Annotated in this window: 18 protein-coding genes, 1 pseudogene and 1 riboswitch; of the genes and pseudogenes, 13 read left to right on the forward strand and 6 right to left on the reverse strand. The window is 38.7% G+C overall.

Going from position 1 to position 19,149, the window contains the following annotated elements:
* The first annotated feature begins 2 nt into the window (after positions 1–2).
* The 5 genes and pseudogenes from DIS06_RS02110 (at position 3) to msrB (ending at position 4,260) form a co-directional block, all read left to right on the forward strand.
* Positions 3–887 (forward strand): MerR family transcriptional regulator, encoded by an 885-nt coding sequence (locus tag DIS06_RS02110; protein WP_162595835.1) that lies wholly within the window; start codon positions 3–5, stop codon positions 885–887.
* Between the two features lie 233 nt (positions 888–1,120).
* Complete coding sequence (locus DIS06_RS02115; RefSeq protein WP_110111610.1) at positions 1,121–1,546, forward strand: MarR family winged helix-turn-helix transcriptional regulator; 426 nt, start codon at positions 1,121–1,123, stop codon at positions 1,544–1,546.
* A gap of 43 nt (positions 1,547–1,589) precedes the next feature.
* Positions 1,590–3,176: an MDR family MFS transporter gene (locus DIS06_RS02120; protein ID WP_110111611.1), complete on the forward strand. Its 1,587-nt coding sequence runs from the start codon at positions 1,590–1,592 to the stop codon at positions 3,174–3,176.
* A 127-nt stretch (positions 3,177–3,303) separates the two neighbouring features.
* Positions 3,304–3,825 (forward strand): annotated as a pseudogene (gene msrA, locus DIS06_RS20480) (peptide-methionine (S)-S-oxide reductase MsrA); the annotation flags it as partial.
* On the forward strand, positions 3,811–4,260 hold the full coding sequence (msrB, locus tag DIS06_RS20485) for a peptide-methionine (R)-S-oxide reductase MsrB (protein WP_275425411.1): 450 nt from the start codon (positions 3,811–3,813) through the stop codon (positions 4,258–4,260). The pseudogene msrA and the gene msrB, both read left to right, overlap by 15 nt.
* A gap of 32 nt (positions 4,261–4,292) precedes the next feature.
* Here the strand turns inward: msrB and DIS06_RS02130 are convergent, their stop codons facing one another.
* The 3 genes from DIS06_RS02130 to DIS06_RS02140 are packed head-to-tail and all read right to left on the reverse strand — an operon-like array spanning position 4,293 to position 8,037.
* Positions 4,293–5,393, reverse strand: a complete 1,101-nt coding sequence (locus DIS06_RS02130) for a GerAB/ArcD/ProY family transporter (protein ID WP_110111613.1) — start codon at positions 5,391–5,393, stop codon at positions 4,293–4,295.
* 13 nt (positions 5,394–5,406) lie between these two features.
* The gene (locus DIS06_RS02135) at positions 5,407–6,489 is read right to left on the reverse strand and encodes a Ger(x)C family spore germination protein (protein WP_110111614.1); all 1,083 of its coding nucleotides are present in this window, start codon (positions 6,487–6,489) and stop codon (positions 5,407–5,409) included.
* A gap of 27 nt (positions 6,490–6,516) precedes the next feature.
* Complete coding sequence (locus tag DIS06_RS02140) at positions 6,517–8,037, reverse strand: spore germination protein (RefSeq protein ID WP_110111615.1); 1,521 nt, start codon at positions 8,035–8,037, stop codon at positions 6,517–6,519.
* Between the two features lie 208 nt (positions 8,038–8,245).
* Here DIS06_RS02140 and DIS06_RS02145 point away from each other — a divergent pair, with 208 nt between their 5' ends.
* The 5 genes from DIS06_RS02145 to DIS06_RS02165 all read left to right on the forward strand — a co-directional run bounded on the left by DIS06_RS02145 (position 8,246) and on the right by DIS06_RS02165 (position 14,244).
* Positions 8,246–9,934, forward strand: coding sequence for an alkaline phosphatase (locus DIS06_RS02145; protein ID WP_110111616.1), 1,689 nt, complete (start codon positions 8,246–8,248; stop codon positions 9,932–9,934).
* A 298-nt stretch (positions 9,935–10,232) separates the two neighbouring features.
* Entirely contained in the window at positions 10,233–10,982 is a 750-nt protein-coding gene (locus DIS06_RS02150; RefSeq protein WP_110111617.1) for a LytR/AlgR family response regulator transcription factor, read from the forward strand.
* A 105-nt stretch (positions 10,983–11,087) separates the two neighbouring features.
* A riboswitch (yybP-ykoY riboswitch) is annotated at positions 11,088–11,184 on the forward strand.
* Positions 11,185–11,285: 101 nt separating this feature from the next.
* Positions 11,286–12,095: a TerC family protein gene (locus DIS06_RS02155; RefSeq protein ID WP_110111618.1), complete on the forward strand. Its 810-nt coding sequence runs from the start codon at positions 11,286–11,288 to the stop codon at positions 12,093–12,095.
* Between the two features lie 167 nt (positions 12,096–12,262).
* Positions 12,263–13,012, forward strand: a complete 750-nt coding sequence (gene sigI / locus DIS06_RS02160; protein ID WP_110111619.1) for an RNA polymerase sigma factor SigI — start codon at positions 12,263–12,265, stop codon at positions 13,010–13,012.
* Positions 13,009–14,244 carry an anti-sigma factor domain-containing protein gene (locus tag DIS06_RS02165; protein WP_110111620.1) on the forward strand — a complete coding sequence of 412 codons (1,236 nt, stop codon included), beginning with the start codon at positions 13,009–13,011 and terminating at the stop codon, positions 14,242–14,244. The genes sigI and DIS06_RS02165 overlap by 4 nt, the downstream gene beginning before the upstream one ends.
* A gap of 48 nt (positions 14,245–14,292) precedes the next feature.
* Here the strand turns inward: DIS06_RS02165 and DIS06_RS02170 are convergent, their stop codons facing one another.
* The 3 genes from DIS06_RS02170 to phaQ form a co-directional block, all read right to left on the reverse strand.
* Complete coding sequence (locus DIS06_RS02170; RefSeq protein WP_110111621.1) at positions 14,293–14,484, reverse strand: alpha/beta-type small acid-soluble spore protein; 192 nt, start codon at positions 14,482–14,484, stop codon at positions 14,293–14,295.
* Positions 14,485–14,658: 174 nt separating this feature from the next.
* Positions 14,659–15,171, reverse strand: coding sequence for a polyhydroxyalkanoic acid inclusion protein PhaP (gene phaP / locus DIS06_RS02175; protein WP_110111622.1), 513 nt, complete (start codon positions 15,169–15,171; stop codon positions 14,659–14,661).
* A gap of 181 nt (positions 15,172–15,352) precedes the next feature.
* On the reverse strand, positions 15,353–15,784 hold the full coding sequence (phaQ, locus tag DIS06_RS02180) for a poly-beta-hydroxybutyrate-responsive repressor (protein ID WP_110111623.1): 432 nt from the start codon (positions 15,782–15,784) through the stop codon (positions 15,353–15,355).
* Positions 15,785–16,444: 660 nt separating this feature from the next.
* On the opposite strand from phaQ, the gene phaR reads away from it, so the two are divergent.
* From phaR to phaC, 3 genes are all read left to right on the forward strand, one after another.
* Positions 16,445–17,008: a polyhydroxyalkanoic acid synthase subunit PhaR gene (gene phaR, locus DIS06_RS02185; RefSeq protein ID WP_110111624.1), complete on the forward strand. Its 564-nt coding sequence runs from the start codon at positions 16,445–16,447 to the stop codon at positions 17,006–17,008.
* 94 nt (positions 17,009–17,102) lie between these two features.
* A complete protein-coding gene (gene phbB, locus DIS06_RS02190; protein WP_110111625.1) occupies positions 17,103–17,846 on the forward strand; it encodes an acetoacetyl-CoA reductase in 744 nt (247 codons plus the stop codon).
* Between the two features lie 135 nt (positions 17,847–17,981).
* Complete coding sequence (gene phaC / locus DIS06_RS02195) at positions 17,982–19,067, forward strand: class III poly(R)-hydroxyalkanoic acid synthase subunit PhaC (protein ID WP_162595849.1); 1,086 nt, start codon at positions 17,982–17,984, stop codon at positions 19,065–19,067.
* The last annotated feature ends 82 nt before the right edge of the window (positions 19,068–19,149 follow it).

Raw genomic sequence — 19,149 nt, forward strand, 5'->3', positions numbered from 1 at the left:
AGATGAAAACGAACGAAGTTGCAAAGATTTTAGGTGTTCATCCAAGTACGGTCTTAAAATGGGTGAAACAACACGACATGGAACCGGAGAAAAATGAATTTGGGCATTGTGAATTTACGGAAAAAGAAGTCGAAAAGCTACAAGAAATTCAACAAAACCGCCAGCGTCAAAGTGTTGTCAAAGTCATTCAAAAAGAAGAAATCATCCCAAACGAACAAATAAGCGCGATTCAAAAGCAATTAGATGAGCTAACTGCTCGTTTACCAGAAAAGCAACGTGAGATCACATCGAATGGCCAGATGGAAAGAATGCAGCAGCAATTAGACGAATTAACGATGCGTATTGAGCAAGAGCCACACCCTTCGCGTTCAGACGATCACCTCGCAACCATGCAAAAACAACTCGATGAAGTGATGACCTATGTAAAAGGAAATGAAGCGTACGAAGAAGCAGCGACCACGACACAAATGGAACAGGTGCAAAAACAACTTGATGAAATGATGACGCTTGTTGCTGAAAAAGAAGAAGAGTCTAAATTAAATAGACGACTACAAAAGCAAATTGACGAACTAACGTCACGTATTAAAAAAAATGAAGCGAAGCTCGTTCCGGTTCAAAATGAACACGTGCAAGACGTTCAAAAGCAGCTTGAACATTTACGTCTGCGAATGGTAGAAAACGAAAAACGCATTGATGAAAAAGCGGGCGAAGTGGTGACGTTTCAAATTTTAGAACATCGTTCAGAAATTGAGCAGCTCACACGCACGATTAAAAAGCTTGAAGGAAAAATGGACGTGATGCAAGAGAAATTGAAGCAGTATGAAAGTCCACAACCTAAAAAAGCAGCTCCAAAATGGCGTACATTTTTAACGGGTATTTTTAGTTAGCGAACAGATTCTCATTGAATGAGGTCTGTTCTTTTTTTGTTTCCCGTCGTAACACGCATACAAATGATTCAATAAACTCACGATAAGGAAAATGCGAGAGAAATTATTTCGGTATACGAAAAATTTTTTCTTGACGAAGAGCTTGTTTGTTTGTTAAAACTGTTTTATCTACTAATTATTTAATAAAGTGAAATAAATAATTTTTGACTATTTAGAAGAAAGAAGGAGAGTAAGTGGGGAAGAGACACGAGTTAATTCATGAGATGGAGTTGTTGTTTCGCAACGTTTTCCGTCAACTTCGACAAGAGATTCACGAGGTGTTAAACGCCGAGTTATCACCGAATGAGTTTATGACATTGCGTATGTTAAAAGACGGAGGACCACAAAAAGTAACAGACATCTCGAAGCACTTAAATGTCTCAGCCAGTCATATTACGGCAGTGACAGATGTGTTGATTTCAAAGGACTATGTCGAGAGAAAGCGGTCGGAACAAGATCGACGCATCGTTGAAATTATCATTACAACAGCAGGTATAGCGGCGTTTGAGCGGATGGAACAAAAAAAGCAAGAGTACTTCTTTGAACGATTTCAACAATTTACGGATGAAGAAATTAAAATCATTATTACGTTATTTGAAAAGATTGATCGAACGAAATGAAATGTTTCACTAAGTGAATGAATTTACAGAAGGAAGTGTCAGTATGGAGCATCTGGATCATAAAAAGAAAATTACCATCATGATTGCAATTATGGCAGCGATGTTGTTTGCGGCATTAAACCAAACAATTGTCGGAACCGCCTTGCCACGTATTATCGCGGAACTTGGTGGGATTGAGTATTTTAGCTGGGTATTCACAATGTTCATGTTAGCATCTAGTATTACTGCCATTTTAGTCGGAAAACTATCAGACATCTATGGACGAAAGCCCTTCATTTTAATTGGAATCGGTGTGTTTACCGTCGGCTCGTTATTAGCTGGCTTTTCCACTTCGATGTTTCAATTGATTGCGTGTCGTGGGATTCAAGGACTAGGTGGAGGACTCATTATGTCCACTGCTTTTACAGCGGTCGGCGATTTGTTTTCACCACGTGAGCGCGGAAAGTGGCAAGGCATTATGGGGTCTGTGTTTGGGTTAGCGAGTGTATTCGGTCCTACATTAGGCGGCTGGATCGTCGATAACGCGGATTGGCACTGGGTGTTTTGGGTGTTCTTACCGTTTGGGCTTGTGGCTTTCGTGTTAATTTGGTCGCTGTTTCCGAGTGTGGAGAAGAAACCAGGTGAGAAAGTCGATTATGTCGGTTCACTCTTTTTAACGACAACGATCGTCCCGTTACTGCTTGCATTTTCATGGGCAGGTTCGAAGTACGATTGGGGTTCTGGGCAAATCATTGGCTTGTTTGTCGCAACCATCGCGTCACTTGCTATTTTTATCGTGGTTGAAAAGAAAGCGAAAAGTCCCGTACTGCCACTGGATTTATTTAAAAATAACATTTTCTCCTTAGCAAATATCGTCGGCTTTATTTTAGGCGCGGGAATGTTTGGTGCTGCGATGTACATTCCGTTTTTTATTCAAGGGGTTATTGGTGAATCGGCCACTGCATCCGGCCTTATTATGATGCCGATGACGCTATCGATGGTAGCAGCTAGTACGCTTGGTGGTCAATTTATGACAAAAACAGGGAAATACAAAGCGTTAGCCATCACAGGTCTTTTGGTCATGTCTGGTGGAATGTTCTCCCTTTCTGCAATGGACCCATCTACATCGGTGACCATCGTTGTCTTAAACAATATTTTAGTCGGTCTTGGTCTTGGAATGAGCTTTCCGGTCTTCACCTTGATTATTCAAAATGCTGTATCTCAGCAATTCTTAGGGGTTGCAACCGCTTCGTCTCAATTGTTCCGTCAAATTGGAGGAACAGTTGGAGTGGCGATTATGGGAACAATGATGAACGTGCGTATGAATGAGCAAATGGAACAAGGAAGCGGTGAGACAGGAAAACTTGCACAAAACCCTGAACTTGCTAAGCAACTACAAGGACTAGACCCACAAGTATTGATGGACCCGGATCGTCTTGGTCAAATTCAACAACAAATCCCACCACAATTTCAAGAAGCGTTCGGCGGGATTGTGAACATGCTTCGTGAGTCGTTAAGCTATGCATTAACAGGCGTTTATTTCACGGCAGCCTTCATTATTATTATCGGAGTGGCATTAACATTTTTCATTAAAGAAATTCCGCTTCGTACAAGTCAAAAAGTAGAAGAGAAAAAAGAAGAAGTAGTTTAACAAGAGGGGTGTGTGACATGTGGCATTAATGGCTTCGTGTCGCACACTTTTTTTGAAAAAGCATCAAATTTGGTTACAACAAGCAAGAGGCGTATAATAGAGAAAAAGCCTATAGGAGGTTAGCGACATGACAACAAATTATGAGTTAGCGACGTTTGCTGGTGGTTGCTTTTGGTGCATGGTCAAGCCGTTTGACGAGCAACCAGGCATTGAAAAAGTTGTGTCTGGTTACACCGGTGGCCACACGGAAAATCCAACGTACAAAGAAGTGTGCTCCGAAACAACAGGACATTATGAAGCGGTTCAAATTACGTTTGATCCAGATGTGTTTCCATATGAAAAGTTATTAGAGTTATATTGGCAACAAATTGATCCAACAGACGCAGGTGGTCAATTTGCCGATCGTGGTGATTCGTACCGCACGGCGATTTTTTATCATAACGACAAACAAAGAGAATTAGCGGAGCAATCGAAACAATTGCTTGCGGAAAGTGGCCGTTTTAAAGATCCAATCGTAACAGCCATCTTGCCAGCCAAGCCATTTTATGAAGCGGAAGAATATCATCAGCATTACTATAAAAAGAATGCATTTCGTTATTCAATGTACCGAAACGGATCTGGACGTGCAAAGTTCATCAAAGAAAACTGGCGCAACTTTGAGCTTGATAAAGAGTTAAAAGAACGATTAACACCGATTCAATATGAAGTGACACAAAATGATGCAACGGAACCACCGTTTCGCAATGAGTTTTGGAATCATACGGAAGAAGGTATTTATGTTGATATCGTATCAGGTGAGCCATTGTTTAGTTCAAAAGATAAATATGACGCGGGATGCGGCTGGCCATCGTTTACAAAACCATTAAAATCAGAACAAATAAAAGAAAACATGGATGTGAGCCACAACATGGTGCGCACAGAAGTGAGAAGTAAAGATGCAAACTCTCACTTAGGTCATGTGTTTGATGACGGACCAGGTGAAAACGGTCTTCGCTACTGCATCAATTCAGCTGCTCTTCGTTTCATTCCGAAACAAGACCTCGAAAAAGAAGGATACGGCGAATTTTTAGCTCACTTTGAATGAGCGATAACGATAAACCAAAAAGGCGAGAGACATTATTTCTGTTCTCTTGCCTTTTTTATTTTCGCTCGAAGCAGTCCGTATACAAATAAAAACGGAATGTAAAAGTAAATCATATACATGCCTATTTTTGATGTATTGTTATTAAGGGCATCAATCATTTTTCGGTTATCAAAATATATACTTAGAGCAAGTAGCGCAATCATCGCTATAAACACATAAATGGAAGGTTTCCCGCCAAATTGACGTTTAAACACTCGAACGGTGCACCATGTATTCACGCAAATAACCGGTAGAACAACGAGTAGCCACAACGAAATGACGATATACTCAAAACGTTGACTAAATGGAATTTCAATGATTTTCGCCATTGTTAACGTGGACCAAATGGTTTGTGACAACTGATCTTGGCTAAAGTACATAAACGTGACGATGGCAACAATCGTGTACATAATGATACTAAAAATCAACCCTTTTTGCGCCCACTTTTGACTCGACTTTCCATTTTTAATAAACGGATAGTAAATAAGAATGGATTCAAATCCTAAATATTCAAATGTGACAATTTTACAAGATTCAAACAAGTCTTTGATCCCGTGACTCATAATGGGTAAAAGGTTATCCACCTCTGCATACTTTAGCGGATACAATAACGAGAAGACAAGTGGAAGAGGAAGCATGACACCAAAGAAAGCAATTCCTGTAATGAGACGAAATCCACCCGATACAATGTAATAGACAAGAGTTAAAAAGAAAATGGAAATATACCATGTGGCAAGTTGTGGAAACATCCACACTTGAAGCACTTCAATGTACGTTCGGTAAACGGCAAAGGCAAAAGAGAAAAAGTAAACTGCGAAGATGATATTAAAGATACTCCCAATGAATTTGCCAAAGTACGCTTTGTGAATGGCTATCAAGTCTGTGTTTTCACGGTTTAGCACGTTGTAACACATCCACGTTAAGATGCAAATGCTAATGCCGGATAAAATAATTGAAATCCACGCATCGTACCCTGCACCCCGAATAATATAACGTTGATAGCCTAAAATACCAACCCCAATTTGAACGGAGTGAATGAGAAAAAAGACAAAAGAAGGAGACACTTGGTATTTTTCATCAATGGTGTTATGCATGTCTTCTCCTCCTTTATTCGTTAATGCCTGTTTGAACAAGCTGTACATCTGCTTTGACGTTAAAGTCCATCGTTGGATAATTACGTTTAAACTGTTGTTTCTTAAAATGTCGTGTTCGACTACGTGCATAATCAGTAAAGCAAATGGGATCAATATCTAGCTTTTGAAACTTTTTAATGAGCTTTTCGCCTTCTTTTTCAATATCACGCACCAGTTTCTTTTCAAGCATTTTTACGTTTTTAGGAGCGGTCAAATCAACCCAAGACGGATATTCTTTCACCAAGGCATCAATCTTCACGTTCACCGTAATAGATGAATTGTTATCTTCGTGATGTAAGTCGTAGTTGGTGCGAGCGCGAATGTTTTGAAGCACCACTTCTCCTTTATGATCGTCACGTTTTATTTGCATCACATACCGTCCATGTTTTGAACCAGACGATAAAAGCTTAAACAAAAAGGTTTCTTTCATATTAATCTTTGAAATCACTTTATCGCCTTTAAAAAGGGCTAATCCGGTTAGTTTAATGGCGTCTTTTTCTTGCTTAAGCATTGGCAATACCGCATCTCGGTCATCACTAAAAAAATCAAATAAAAATACTTGGAAATTAGTAAGAGGTAAGTTCTCGGTTCGAATGTTTTGTTCAATCAAACTAGAGATGAACTGTGAATCACTTACCTTTTTCTTTGTTACCGAACTGAGCATTTCATGGGCATCTCCTTGAACAATTGCCATTTGAAGCGTTCGCCCTAAGTCGGGATTACGAGCTACTGTATTAATAACGTCGTCTAGTCCCTTCTTAGCAAGAGACTCCCCAATTACTACACTGCGTAACTGCCCGAATGCAACAGGAAGTGATGACTTATTGTTTAATTGAAGAGGAATATCAAAAATGGTATCTGCGGTTGTCGCAATAATACTAGGTTCTTCGGTTTGCCCATATTTAAATAATGGATATAAAATTGTCCCGCGAATTTTGTCATCTTCTTCTAAGTCAAGGCCATACGAATTGACAATCTGGATTTCATCAATAATTTCTTGGTCCGCACACCCTGTCGCAAGTACAACAGAAAAAGCAAGTAACCATAATTTTTTCATACAAACGATGCCTCACATGTTGAAAGATTATTCTTCATTAATTCCAGGGTCTTTCTTCTTTTTCGCTTTTTGTTCATCGTAACGCAATCGCTTAAGCGGTCGTAAAAAGCTTGGTCGCTTTGCGGTATGACTGTACGGTAAACGTAAAAATGAATCACGATAACCGTTTGGACGAAACGGATAAAGTGGAACAAGATACGGTGTACCAAGTGATTCGAGGCGCATTAAATGAACGAGTAACAAGCAGAAACAAAGTGTAATGCCGGGTAACCCTAAAAGCGAAGCAAAAATAATAAACGGAAAGCGTAGCAAACGAATGGTATTTGACATTTTAAAAATAGGAGTCGTGAAGGACGCGAGTGCTGTTAACGAGACGATAATTAATAAGATGTTACTAGTCAATGATGCCTCTACAGTCGCTTGTCCAATAACAATCCCACCAACAATCCCAAGTGTTTGTCCAACTTTGGTTGGTAACCGTGCTCCTGCTTCACGAAGCAATTCAATGGTAATCTCTAAAAATAATACTTCCACAACTGGTGGAAACGGGACGTTGGTGCGCGAGAAAATAATGGGCCCTAATAAATCCTTTGGAAGCATTTCATAGTGATAGGTAACGATTGCGACATAGAGTGGTGTCGCAAAAATTGAAAAGAACACCCCAAACATTCGAATAAGACGGAAAAACGATCCAAGCACCCAAGGTAAGTAATAATCCTCTGGTGAAATAAAGAAATCAAGTAACGTAGATGGCCCTGTGACAGCATACGGGGAGCCACTTGTGAAAAATGCTACTTGTCCGTTTAAAAGGGCGAACACGACACGGTCAATTCGCTCGGTCGTTAAAAACAATGGAAACGGAGAAGCAGAATGATCTGAAATCAATTGATCAAGCATCGTGCTATCAAAAATGACATCAAAATCCACTTCTTCAATTCGTTGCGTCAGCGTTTCAACATGCTGTGGGTTGGTTACACCTTCAATATAAGCAATGATGACGCGTGTTTTCGATACCGTGCCAATCGATAACTCTTTGAAAATGAGTCGATTGGAAATTAACGTTTTCCTCATTAAATATAGATTTACATCTAAATCTTCCACAAGTCCGACTTTTGGACCGACCACACTGAATTCATTCTCAGAGTCATTTTCTTTTCGAAATCCTGTATCTAAGCTTTCGACCTTTAAAAGTGCAACTTTTTTGTCATCGGTATGCAATTGAAACATGACATACCCACGTAGAAGCTTTTCTTCAATAATTTGCGTATCAGTCGTAATAGAGATGTCTTCAATTGGCATGACGTTTTCAATATCATTTAAATCGTTTAACACGAAATCTAGTTTTTGGAGCGGCAAAATGATCTTCTGTTCCACGCTGTTGACGTTAATGAGTTGTTTGAAATAAGTAATTGCGAACTTTTTATGTTGCGCCCCAATCGCGAGTGTCATAAAATCACTCGACTTTTTAAATTGCTCAATCATTTCATTCATTGACTTCTTTTCAGGTTGTTTATCTGATCGTCCGCGTTTAAATAGATTTTTAAACATGATGTACATACTCCCTTATGCAGCCGAATAGTGAGGTGAGTCATTCACGCTCCTCGTTCGTTATTGGTAGTTTGTTCATGCATTACCTTTTTATGCGAAACTTTGCCGTGAAAAGAAATTGTAATAAATCTTTACATAGGCTTTAAATCTGTGAAAAATGTTCTTTACACCTCTTTGATACTGTTAAACATGTTAATCAAACATCATTATGACGGAGGGGAAGTTAGTGAAGCCTGTTTCAAAAAAAGTATTAGGAGTAACACTTGCGAGTGCAGTGGCGCTCGGGTCATTCGGATTTAGCCAATATTCACCAAAAACAGAAGCGAAAAATGAAGGAAAGACGGTCAAACAAGAAGAAGCAAAAAACGTCATCATGATGGTTATGGACGGAACAAGCTCTAGTGCCACAACGCTAGCAAGATGGTACAAAGGTGAGCCACTAAACATGGACAAGCTTGTAGCAGGAGGAGTGACGACTTATTCAGCAGAATCTGCGATTACAGACTCAGCACCAGCTTCAACGGCACTAGCCACAGGAAACAAATCAAATTCAGGGTATGTCGGTGTACTTCCATCAACAGTGACGACACCAGGTGTTGAGCCAGTTAAAGAAGAAGATCAATTCCGCCCCGTTGCAAACGTATTAGAAGGAGCGCAACAAACGGGTCGTGCAACAGGAATCATTTCCACTTCTGAAATTCAGCATGCGACACCAGCAGGATTTTCTTCTCACCACCATGATCGTGACAATTTCGAAGTGATCGGTGAACAACAAGTGTACCAAAACATGGACGTCATTCTTGGTGGCGGAAAAGATTCTTTAGCGCCAGGTGAAGGAAAGAAGAGTCGTAAAGACGGTGAAAATTTAGTTGATGTTCTAGATGAGCGTGGTTACGATTTCGTTGAAACAAGAGACGATTTATTAAACTCGACGTCAGACAAAATTTGGGGTTCATTCTCAAATACAGCGTTAGCGTATGACATGGACCGTGAGCAAACGCGTCCAGAAGAGCCTACATTAGCAGACATGACTGGAAAAGCAGTGGATACATTATCAAAAGATAAAGACGGTTTCTTCTTATTTGTAGAAGGAAGTAAGCCGGACTGGGCTGCTCATAGCAATGATACAATCGGGATGGTCAGTGACGTATTAGCGTTTGACGAAGCATTAGGTGAAGCGTTAGAGTTCGCGAAAAAAGACGGTAACACAATGGTTATCGCCGTATCTGACCACGGAAACAGCGGGATTTCAATTGGAAACAAAAACACAACAAAAGGGTATGATACAACACCAGTATCTAACTACATTGATCCATTAAAAGAAGCAAAAATGACGGTTGAAGGTGCGTTAAGTAAGTTAAACGATGACTTATCAAACAAAGAAGAAGTGGCAGCACTATATGGATTAAAAGACTTATCTGAACAAGAACAAGCAAAATTAGATGCAGCAAAAGACGAAAAAGCAATTGGAACAGCATTAGTTGAAATGCTTGCAGAGCGTGCAAACATCGGGTTTACAACAGGTGGGCACACAGGTGAAGATATGTTCTTGTATTCATACGGTCCGAATCGTCCGGAAGGTTTCTTAGATAACACAGACATTGCTAAGCACATGGCAAAAGCGTTAGGTGTTGATTTAAACAAGCTAACAGACGAACTATTTGGAAAAGCAAGTGATGTGTTCAAGGGAGCAAAAACAAGCATTGATAAAACAGACAAAGCGAACCCAGTGCTTGTTGTAGAGAAAGGTAACAAAAAAGCACAGTTACCAGTGAACAAAGACATCATCATTGTAAACGGCAAAGAATACAAGTTACCTGGTGTGGTCGTTCAAAGTCAAAAAGGTGACTTCTACGTCCCAAAAGCTGCAAACAAGTTGTTTAACAAAGCAAAATAAGATGGTTGTTCAAAGCCCTTTTCCTTTCTATTCAAACTTTTTTGAGTAGAGGATCAGGGCTTTTGGTCTTAAAAGGAAACATTTACTTATTATGTAATAAATATATGGAAACGATGTCAATTTTTTATGCGAATTCCACGTACCTACTTGTATATTTTGTCGAACTTGTTAAAATAAATAGACAACAAAGGTGAATTGAAATGTTTAGCACCTATAATGAAGTATAGTAACTGCTATGAAGGAAAATGTGTTCATCTCTTTATCTCCTGCGATAAAGAGTAAAAGGGGAGAATGTAGGTTGAGTGAAATTAAGGTCATCATTGCAGATGATAATCCAGATTCAGTTGAAATTGTGCATTATTTTATTGAAGAAATATCGCCGTTTTCTGTCGTCGGAAAGTGTCATGACGGAGAAGCACTTATAAAAGAAGTGATGGAAAAGCAACCGCACCTTTTATTTGTGGATATTGACATGCCTAAAATGAACGGATTAGATGCAATTGGTGAATGCTTAAAAATAAAGCCAGATTTAAAGTTTGTTTTTATAACGGGTTATGATGAGTTTGCGGTAAAGGCCTTTGAATTATCTGCACTTGATTATATTGTTAAGCCGATTGAAAAGACGCGTTTGTACATTGCCTTAGATCGTGCTAAGCAATCGATTGACATAAAAAAAGAGGAACAACTGTCTCCTCAAAAACCGTTAAAAAGGTTGCCTGTGAAGTTTAACGGTTCAACGTATTATATTCCAGTTGAAGAAATTATTTTTATTGAGAAATCAGGAAAAAAGTGTTTGATTTATACAAAAGCAAAAGTGTATGAAACGTATGAAAACATTAGTGATTTGTATAAGTATCTAGATCCTCATTATTTTTATCAAACGCATCGTTCTTACATTGTGAACTTACAAAAAATTTCACACATCACACCAAAGAATGAAACGTATTTTGCTTATTTTTTAGATCATGATCAGTATGCGCATATTTCAAAATTAAAAATCCAAGACATTCAAAAGCGATTAAACGAGTTAATTTTAAATGTTCAATAATTGGTCTATTGTCTCAATTGTGTACATATAGTAAAGTATCAGAAAAAATCAATTGACAAGTTACGGTATTCTTTATAAACTAATAACAAATAAATACGAACTTTCTCTCAAAGTAAAGGGGAGTAGCGTCAGGGAAACCTGAAACAAAGTCGTCATTACGTGGATGAAGATCCATCGGCTTTGTTGGCATACGTGTATGCTTAGCAAGACCTTTGCCATTTTTGGCAAAGGTCTTTTTGTGTTTTCTTTGTCGAAAAGGGGAAAAAGAATACTACAGAGAGAGAAAAGAGAGGAGCAAGAAAAATGGATGCAGCATTGTTATTAGAGTATGGGTGGGTACTTCTTGTACTCATTGCCCTTGAGGGGATTTTAGCAGCAGATAATGCACTTGTTATGGCTATCATGGTGAAACACTTGCCGGATGAACAACGTAAAAAAGCGTTATTTTATGGATTAGCAGGGGCGTTTGTGTTCCGCTTTGGATCACTCTTTGCGATTTCATTCTTAGTCGATGTATGGCAAGTTCAAGCCATCGGAGCTATCTATTTACTGTTTATTGCAATTAATCATCTTGTAAAACGTTATATAAAGAAAGACGAACACGAAGAAGTAAAAGACAAAGACAAAAAAGGTTCAGGCTTTTGGCCAACTGTTATTAAAGTTGAGTTAGCAGACATTGCCTTTGCAGTAGACTCCATTTTAGCAGCGGTTGCATTAGCGGTGACATTACCGAATACACCGTTACCGAAAATCGGTGGGTTAGATGGGGGACAATTTTTAGTCATTTTCGCTGGTGGATTAATTGGATTAATCATTATGCGTTTCGCCGCAACATGGTTTGTGAAGTTGTTGAATGAACGTCCAGGTCTTGAAACAGCGGCATTTTTAATTGTAGGTTGGGTTGGGGTAAAATTAGCTGTGTACACACTTGCTCACCCAGAGCTTGCGATTATTGACGAGCATTTCCCAGAGTCAAAACTGTGGAAAATTTTCTTCTGGATTGTGTTAGTGTCAATAGCTGCTGGTGGCTGGTTCTTATCGAAGAAAAAAGAAGCACCAACAGATGTTGAAAAAGATGCAGAAGAAATGATGAAAAAAGTAGAAAATGAATAAGTTGTAAAATTTGTTAAACAAAAGATAGATTTGAAATATATGAATAAGTGGTCAATTTTACTTCATTTACGTTATAATAAATAGTCGCCTAAAAAGGCGGCTATTTATTTATGAACAAACACCCAAAAATAAACATCTAAAAACGAATAATTATAGAGATAAAAGAGGTGAAACCATTGCTTAACATACTCTTTAAGTTCGGTCGCCAACGGACACTTGAAGAGATGGCTGTACAAGTTCAAAAAGGAGATACACAGCTTCAAAATGATTTAATTGAACAATATAAGCCGTTTATTGCGAAAGCTGTTTCAAGTGTTTGTAAAAGATATATTGAAGAGTCAGACGACGAATTTAGCATTGGTCTCATCGCTTTTAACGAAGCCATTGAAAAATATACGAAAGAAAAAGGAAGCTCTCTTCTTTCATTTGCTGAGGTGATTATTAAGCGTCGTGTGATTGATCACATCCGAAAAGAAGCTCGCCTTCAAACGTTTCATTTACATGGATATGAAGAGGAAGAAGAAGAATTTGCGCAAACAAAGCTAGAAGCAAATTTATCTCTTCACGAGCATATTAAAAAGATTGAACAAGAAATACGCAGAGATGAAATCCTTCATTTTCAATCAATGCTCGAGACGTTTGATCTTTCTTTTCATGAAATCGTCGAACAATCACCTAAACATGCAGATGCTCGAATTAATGCGATTCAAGTGGCTACATTTATCGCTGAACATGAAGAGATAAAAGCAAAGTTGTTTAAAAAGAAGCAGCTTCCTATTCGCCTCGTTGAAAAGAACGTTTCAGTTAGTCGAAAAACCATTGAGCGAAATCGTAAGTATATAATTGCGATTGTCATTGTGTTAACAGGGGATTACGTATATTTGAAAGATTACTTAAAAGGGGTGCTCAATTCTTGAAAAAGGGAATTGTCATGGAAGTAACAGACGATTATGTCACAATGTTGACCCCTGAAGGTGAGTTTGTCAAAACAAGAACGGAAAACAGACAGTATGAAATCGGACAGGAAATGTCTTTCTTTCCCTTTCGTGTGGAGACGGTAGAAGCAACTCGATTCACTTCTAAACGTAAAACATGGAAGCCGCTCTTTGTCAGTACGTTAGCTGTTGCAATGGTGTTGCTCTTTTTAGTTCCTTATTACATGCAACAGCAAGTGTACGCGTACATGTCGATTGATATTAACCCAAGCTTAGAGTTAGGTGTGAATCGTGACTATGAAGTTGTCGATTTAAAAGCATTTAACGAAGAGGGAGAAAAGCTGATTAAGACACTTTCCTCATGGGAACATCAATCCGTTCACGATGTGACAACAGCCTTATTAAACGCTAGTAAGAAGCAGGGGTATTTAAAGGAAACGAACGAAGTATTAATTACGACGGTTGTGAAGAAAAAAGAAAAAAGTTACGAAAAGCGCTTATCAACCGACATTCAACAAATTCAAAATGAGTGGAAGTCATACACGTTTGAAACAGTTCGTACATCAACAGTGACAAGAGAAGAAGCGATGACACGAGGTGTATCGACAGGGGCCGTTATAAGAGAGAAACAGATAAAAGAAACAGATAACCTAGCTCCTTCCTCTCAAAGAGAAGACAAGTCAGAGACTTCATCATCAAAGTCAACGAAACAAGACGCTCAGCACGATTTTTCTAAAGAGGCAAAAGAAGACAAGTTAAACGGTAGTTCGCCAGCATACGCAAGACCGAACGAAGACAAATCAAAAAATCCGCCAGCACACGCAAGACCGAACGAAGACAAATCAAAAGGTCCGCCGGCACACGCAAGACCGAATGAAGGCCAACCAAAAGGTCCGCCAGCACACGCAAGACCGAACGAAGACAAACCAAAAGGTCCGCCAGCACACGCAAGACCGAACGAAGACAAACCAAAAAATCCGCCAGCACACGCAAGACCGAATGAAGACAAACCAAAAAATCCGCCGGTACACGCAAGACCGAACGAAGATAAACCAAAAGGTCCGCCAGCACACGCAAGACCAAACGAAGAAAAGTCAAAAGGTGGCCCATCAGCACACGCGAAATCGAACGAAGAAAAGCAAAAAGGTCCACCACCGCATGCAAAACAAAACCATTCGTCGTCAACGAAGCAAAAAGAATTATCAGAAGAATAGAAAGGACGCTCCATGTGAGAGCGTCCTTTTTTGCCATGTTATAAAGTTTTATTTGTTACCGCTTAAATGAGCTTGTGCTTGTTGAACAAGACGTTTCGTCATTTCGCCACCAACAGAACCGTTGCTGCGAGCCACTGTGTCAGAACCTAATGTTACACCAAATTCTTGAGCGATTTCATATTTATATTGATCTAAAAATTGTTCAACACCAGGAACAAGTAGTTTGTTTGTTCTAGCCATTATAGTCATCTCCTTTTCATAGCATCAACGAGATTCTCGTTGTATTACTATCTTCTCTTATTCACTCTTTTTCATGCTGGTAATGGTTTGAAAGGCAACCAGTTTACAGGAGGGAAGAAGGAGACGCATCGAAAAGCCGCGCTCCTTTATAGGAAACGCGGCATGTATTCAACCTTATTTAACAAGCGAATATTGTTCGACTGATTGTAAAAATGACTTTTGAAGTGATTTTAATTGCTCCATGTAAGCTTCAGATACTTGTTGAAGCTCTTCACGAGATTTCTTCTGCTCTTCAACTAATTGAGAGACAACTTGTTGATATTGACTTTGTGCTTGTTGCACGAAACTGTAGCTATTTTTACTTTGATCAACTGATAATTGTTGAAGGCGGTGTAACACGTCATGTGTACGGTTTGACCAATCTTCATATGAATCTGCTACAGCACTTCCAGCTGTTTTGCGTAATCCATCTACTGTTTTAGAATGTAATTCTTCTAACTCGTGCTTCCATTGTTTATCCACTTCTTGAAGTTGTTCAATTGATTTTGTTACGAATTCATTTTGTTGTTGAATCGCTTGTAGCGTCCATTGTTCCACTTGCTTGTTGCCTTCTAAAAGTGTGTGTAAGCCTTTTGACCATTGCTCCCAAACTGCATCTACTAACGTATCATACTTAACTGTTGTCATCATAATTTCCTCCCTAGAAATAAGTTTTACGAACAAATGGTTGTAACAAAACAAAGAGGTATATGGAACATTTTGCGGATGATAATTTCTAAGGTGCTTACACTGTCGTGAACATTCCTTCTAGTTCGCTAGTTTATAGTTTTATGTGGAAACACAACAATATTTTGCTGTGTGAGTCCCTTTATTGTTTTTCTTCAGTCTCTTTTTCTTTATCTGTGGTTGAAGAAGAGGTAAAAGGGAAAAACATATCGGTGTAAATTTTAAAAAATGAATTAAGCATACTTTGATATTGTTCAAGTGAGTTCGCCCATAATTGTAAATATTGCTCTCCCGCATCAGTTAGTGAATAAATGCGACGAGCTGGACCATCTGATGAGGTATCCCATTCAGATTTAATTAAGTTATCTTTTTCTAGTTGTCGTAATGTGCGATAAACATTTCCTTGATCAACCGATGTAAATCCATAGTTCATCAATTGTTGAATGAGCTTATAACCGTGTAAGTTCCAACCTCGTAAGCTCAAGAGCAAAAAAGGAATCATAAAGTTTTTAGGAGTACCACTTATCGCTTTTTCTAAGTTGGATGTAGTGGAGTTTTTATCTTTGTCATTCATAGACAAGGGATCACCCCTATTCAAAATAATAAGTAATGTGTACCTATGTGTAATTTACACCTATCTGATAAAAATGTCAACCAATATATGGATGGTTAACGAAAAATAGGTTTTTCTTCCTCTTTCTTCGAATAAGTTTGTTGATTTACACTCTAGGATGCTTGCTTTCTGTCGGGTGTGCGTTGCGTGTTTTCGTTGACAACCCTTTTCTGCTTGGGGAAGTTAGAAAAGAGTATTCCCTTCCTTTATCATTTCAGTCGAGAAGACCCCCACCTTATTAATCAATGTAATTCTTTAAAGATTCTTAGAAGGAGAAACACGGTGCGGTAAAACGGTCGTTGGTGAGAAACTTACTTTTCAACAAGAACACCTAAAGTCTTCTAGGTTAAAGGGACGATTTTTGTTATTTCGACAGGAATCGTCAAAAGATATCAAAATCTATCAAAAATTTAGAATTGTCTATTGAAAGAAAGCAATTTATAATAAAGATAAGCAAGAAAGTAAAAATTTTCATATTCACGTAAAAATATGCTGATGAATGCCGGTATGTTTGTGAATGAGCAAACGAAAAATTGTTTGCTGCTTTTAATCTAATCGGGTGACCGATGAGGTTAAGAGAAGAACCATCACTTTTAATACAACGGGAAAGGAGATGGAACAGTGGATCAACAAAAAGTATTTGACCCATTTTTAGCTTGGAAAGAAGTATATGACAAGACGGAATCTTATTGGGGCAAGGTGATCGGTGAAAACATTCAACGCGATGAGTTCTCTCAACTATTGGGGAACGTGTTGAATATGAATCTTCAGTATCAGCAAGCCGTTAATGAGGTAACAGGTCGTTACTTCGAGCAAACAAACATCCCGACAAAGGATGATGTTGCAAATGTTGCGTCGTTAGTGATTAATGTCGAAGAAAAAATTGAAGGGCTTGAAGAGCGCTTTGACGATTTCGAGACAAATCAAGAAAACAATGCAGCATTAAAACGTGAGTTAAGTAAAGTAAAAACCGACATGAAAGCGCTAGATAAAAAGTTAGATCGAGTGTTAGCGGCGCTTGAAGGTCAAAGCCAGCTTCAAGAAACACTTCAAGAAAAGCTTCAACAGCAACTTCAACAACAGAGTGAAAAGCTTCAAACGCAACTTTTAGAACAACAAATGGAGTTACTCGATCAATCAACAGCACCTCAAAAAGAAAAAAGCAAACAAGAAGTTAGTAAATAATTTTTGTTTGTAAGGGGAAAGAGCACCAACTACTGCTTTTATTTTCATTATGCAATATACAAAACTTATAGCTGAAGCAAGGGGGATATGAAGGATGATTTCATTAAAAGACAAAGTAGCAATCGTAACAGGTGGTTCAAAAGGGATTGGAGCAGCGATTACAAAAGAGCTTGCTTCTCAAGGGGTAAAAGTAGCGGTAAACTACAACAGCAGTAAAGAATCTGCAGAAGCATTAGTAAACGAAATTAAAGAAAACGGCGGCGACGCAATTGCTGTTCAAGCTGACGTTTCGTATTCTGATCAAGCAAAGAATCTAATTGAAGCAACGAAGGAAGCATTTGGCCAAGTTGATATTTTAGTTAATAATGCTGGTATTACACGCGATCGTTCGTTCAAAAAATTAGGTGAAGAAGATTGGAAAAAAGTAATTGATGTCAATTTACATAGCGTATACAATACAACATCTGCTGCGCTTACATATCTTCAAGCATCTGAAGCTGGCCGCATTATTAATATCTCTTCTATTATTGGTCAAGCTGGTGGTTTCGGTCAAACAAACTATTCAGCTGCAAAAGCAGGTATGCTAGGCTTTACAAAATCATTAGCATTAGAGCTTGCTCGTACAGGGGTAACAGTAAACGCGATTTGCCCTGGTTTCATTGAAACAGAAATGGTTCTGGCAATTCCAGAAGACATTCGTGAGCAAATCGTTTCAAAAATTCCAACTCGTCGCTTCGGTCAAGCGGAAGAAATTGCACGCGGCGTTGTATTCTTATGTCAAGATGGTGCATATATTACAGGTCAACAATTAAACATTAACGGCGGTCTGTACATGTAATTGCCCCTTCGGCAAATATAAAACTGTCTAGCCCTGACATTTGTCGGGGCTAAACAGTTATTACATCGGTGGGAAGTCATGGAAACGAAAATTAAGTATTCACAACATACTGTAGAAAGGTTGTGTAAATTCATGATGACGGCGTATCTAACGGAATGGGAAAAGTACATTAAATCCATGCCAAATGAGTATAAAAGCCAAGTGAATCGTTTTAAACGCGCATTTGAAATTGTCGCAACAGAACCAGAACCAGAAGTAGGCTTAACTCCAAAAGAGGTTATTTGGAAAAAGAATAAATCAAAGCTTTATCGTTACACACCAACACAAGAAAAGCTTCATAAAACACCAATCTTAATGGTGTATGCGATGATCAACAAGCCTTACATTTTAGACTTAACACCAGGCAATAGCCTCGTGGAGTACCTTGTGAATCGTGGTTTTGATGTGTATCTTCTTGATTGGGGAACTCCTGGATTGGAAGATAGTCACATGAAGCTTGAGGATTATGTTGTAGACTACATTCCAAAAGCCGCGAAAAAAGTGTTGCGCACGTCTGGTGCCTCTGATATCTCTGTACTAGGTTATTGTATGGGTGGAACGATGACATCTATTTTTGCATCGTTAAATGAAGACATTCCTTTGAAAAATTTAATCTTCATGACAAGTCCATTTGATTTCTCAGAGACAGGGTTGTATGGCCATTTCTTAGATGAGCGTTACTTTAACCTTGATAAAGCGGTAGATGTGTTAGGAAACATCCCGCCTGAAATGATTGACTTTGGTAACAAAATGTTAAAGCCAATTACGAACTTTTACGGTCCATATGTGACACTTGTAGATCGTTCGGAAAATCAACGCTTCGTTGAAAGTTGGAAGCTCATGCAAAAGTGGGTCGCAGATGGCATTCCGTTTCCGGGTGAGTCTTATCGCCAATGGATTCGCGAGTTTTATCAGCAAAACAAACTTATCAATGGTGAGTTAGAAGTGCGTGGTAAAAAAGTGGACCTTGCCAATATTAAAGCGAACGTGTTAAACATCGCAGCAAGCCGAGACCACATCGCCATGCCACATCAAGTAGAAGCATTGATGGATGTAATTTCAAGTAAAGATAAAGAGTATAAACTTCTTCAAACAGGTCACGTTTCTGTTGTATTCGGTCCAAAAGCCGTGAATGAAACGTATCCAACGATTGGTGACTGGTTAGAGAAACGCTCTAAATAAGAATGTGTAAAGAGAAGGGTCAATTGCAATTGGCTCTTCTCTTTTTTGTATGTAAATTTTCAATGATTGTTAGACACTAAAT

It is taken from the genome of Bacillus sp. CGMCC 1.16541, assembly GCF_003184905.1.
Classification (GTDB): domain Bacteria; phylum Bacillota; class Bacilli; order Bacillales; family Bacillaceae_H; genus Priestia.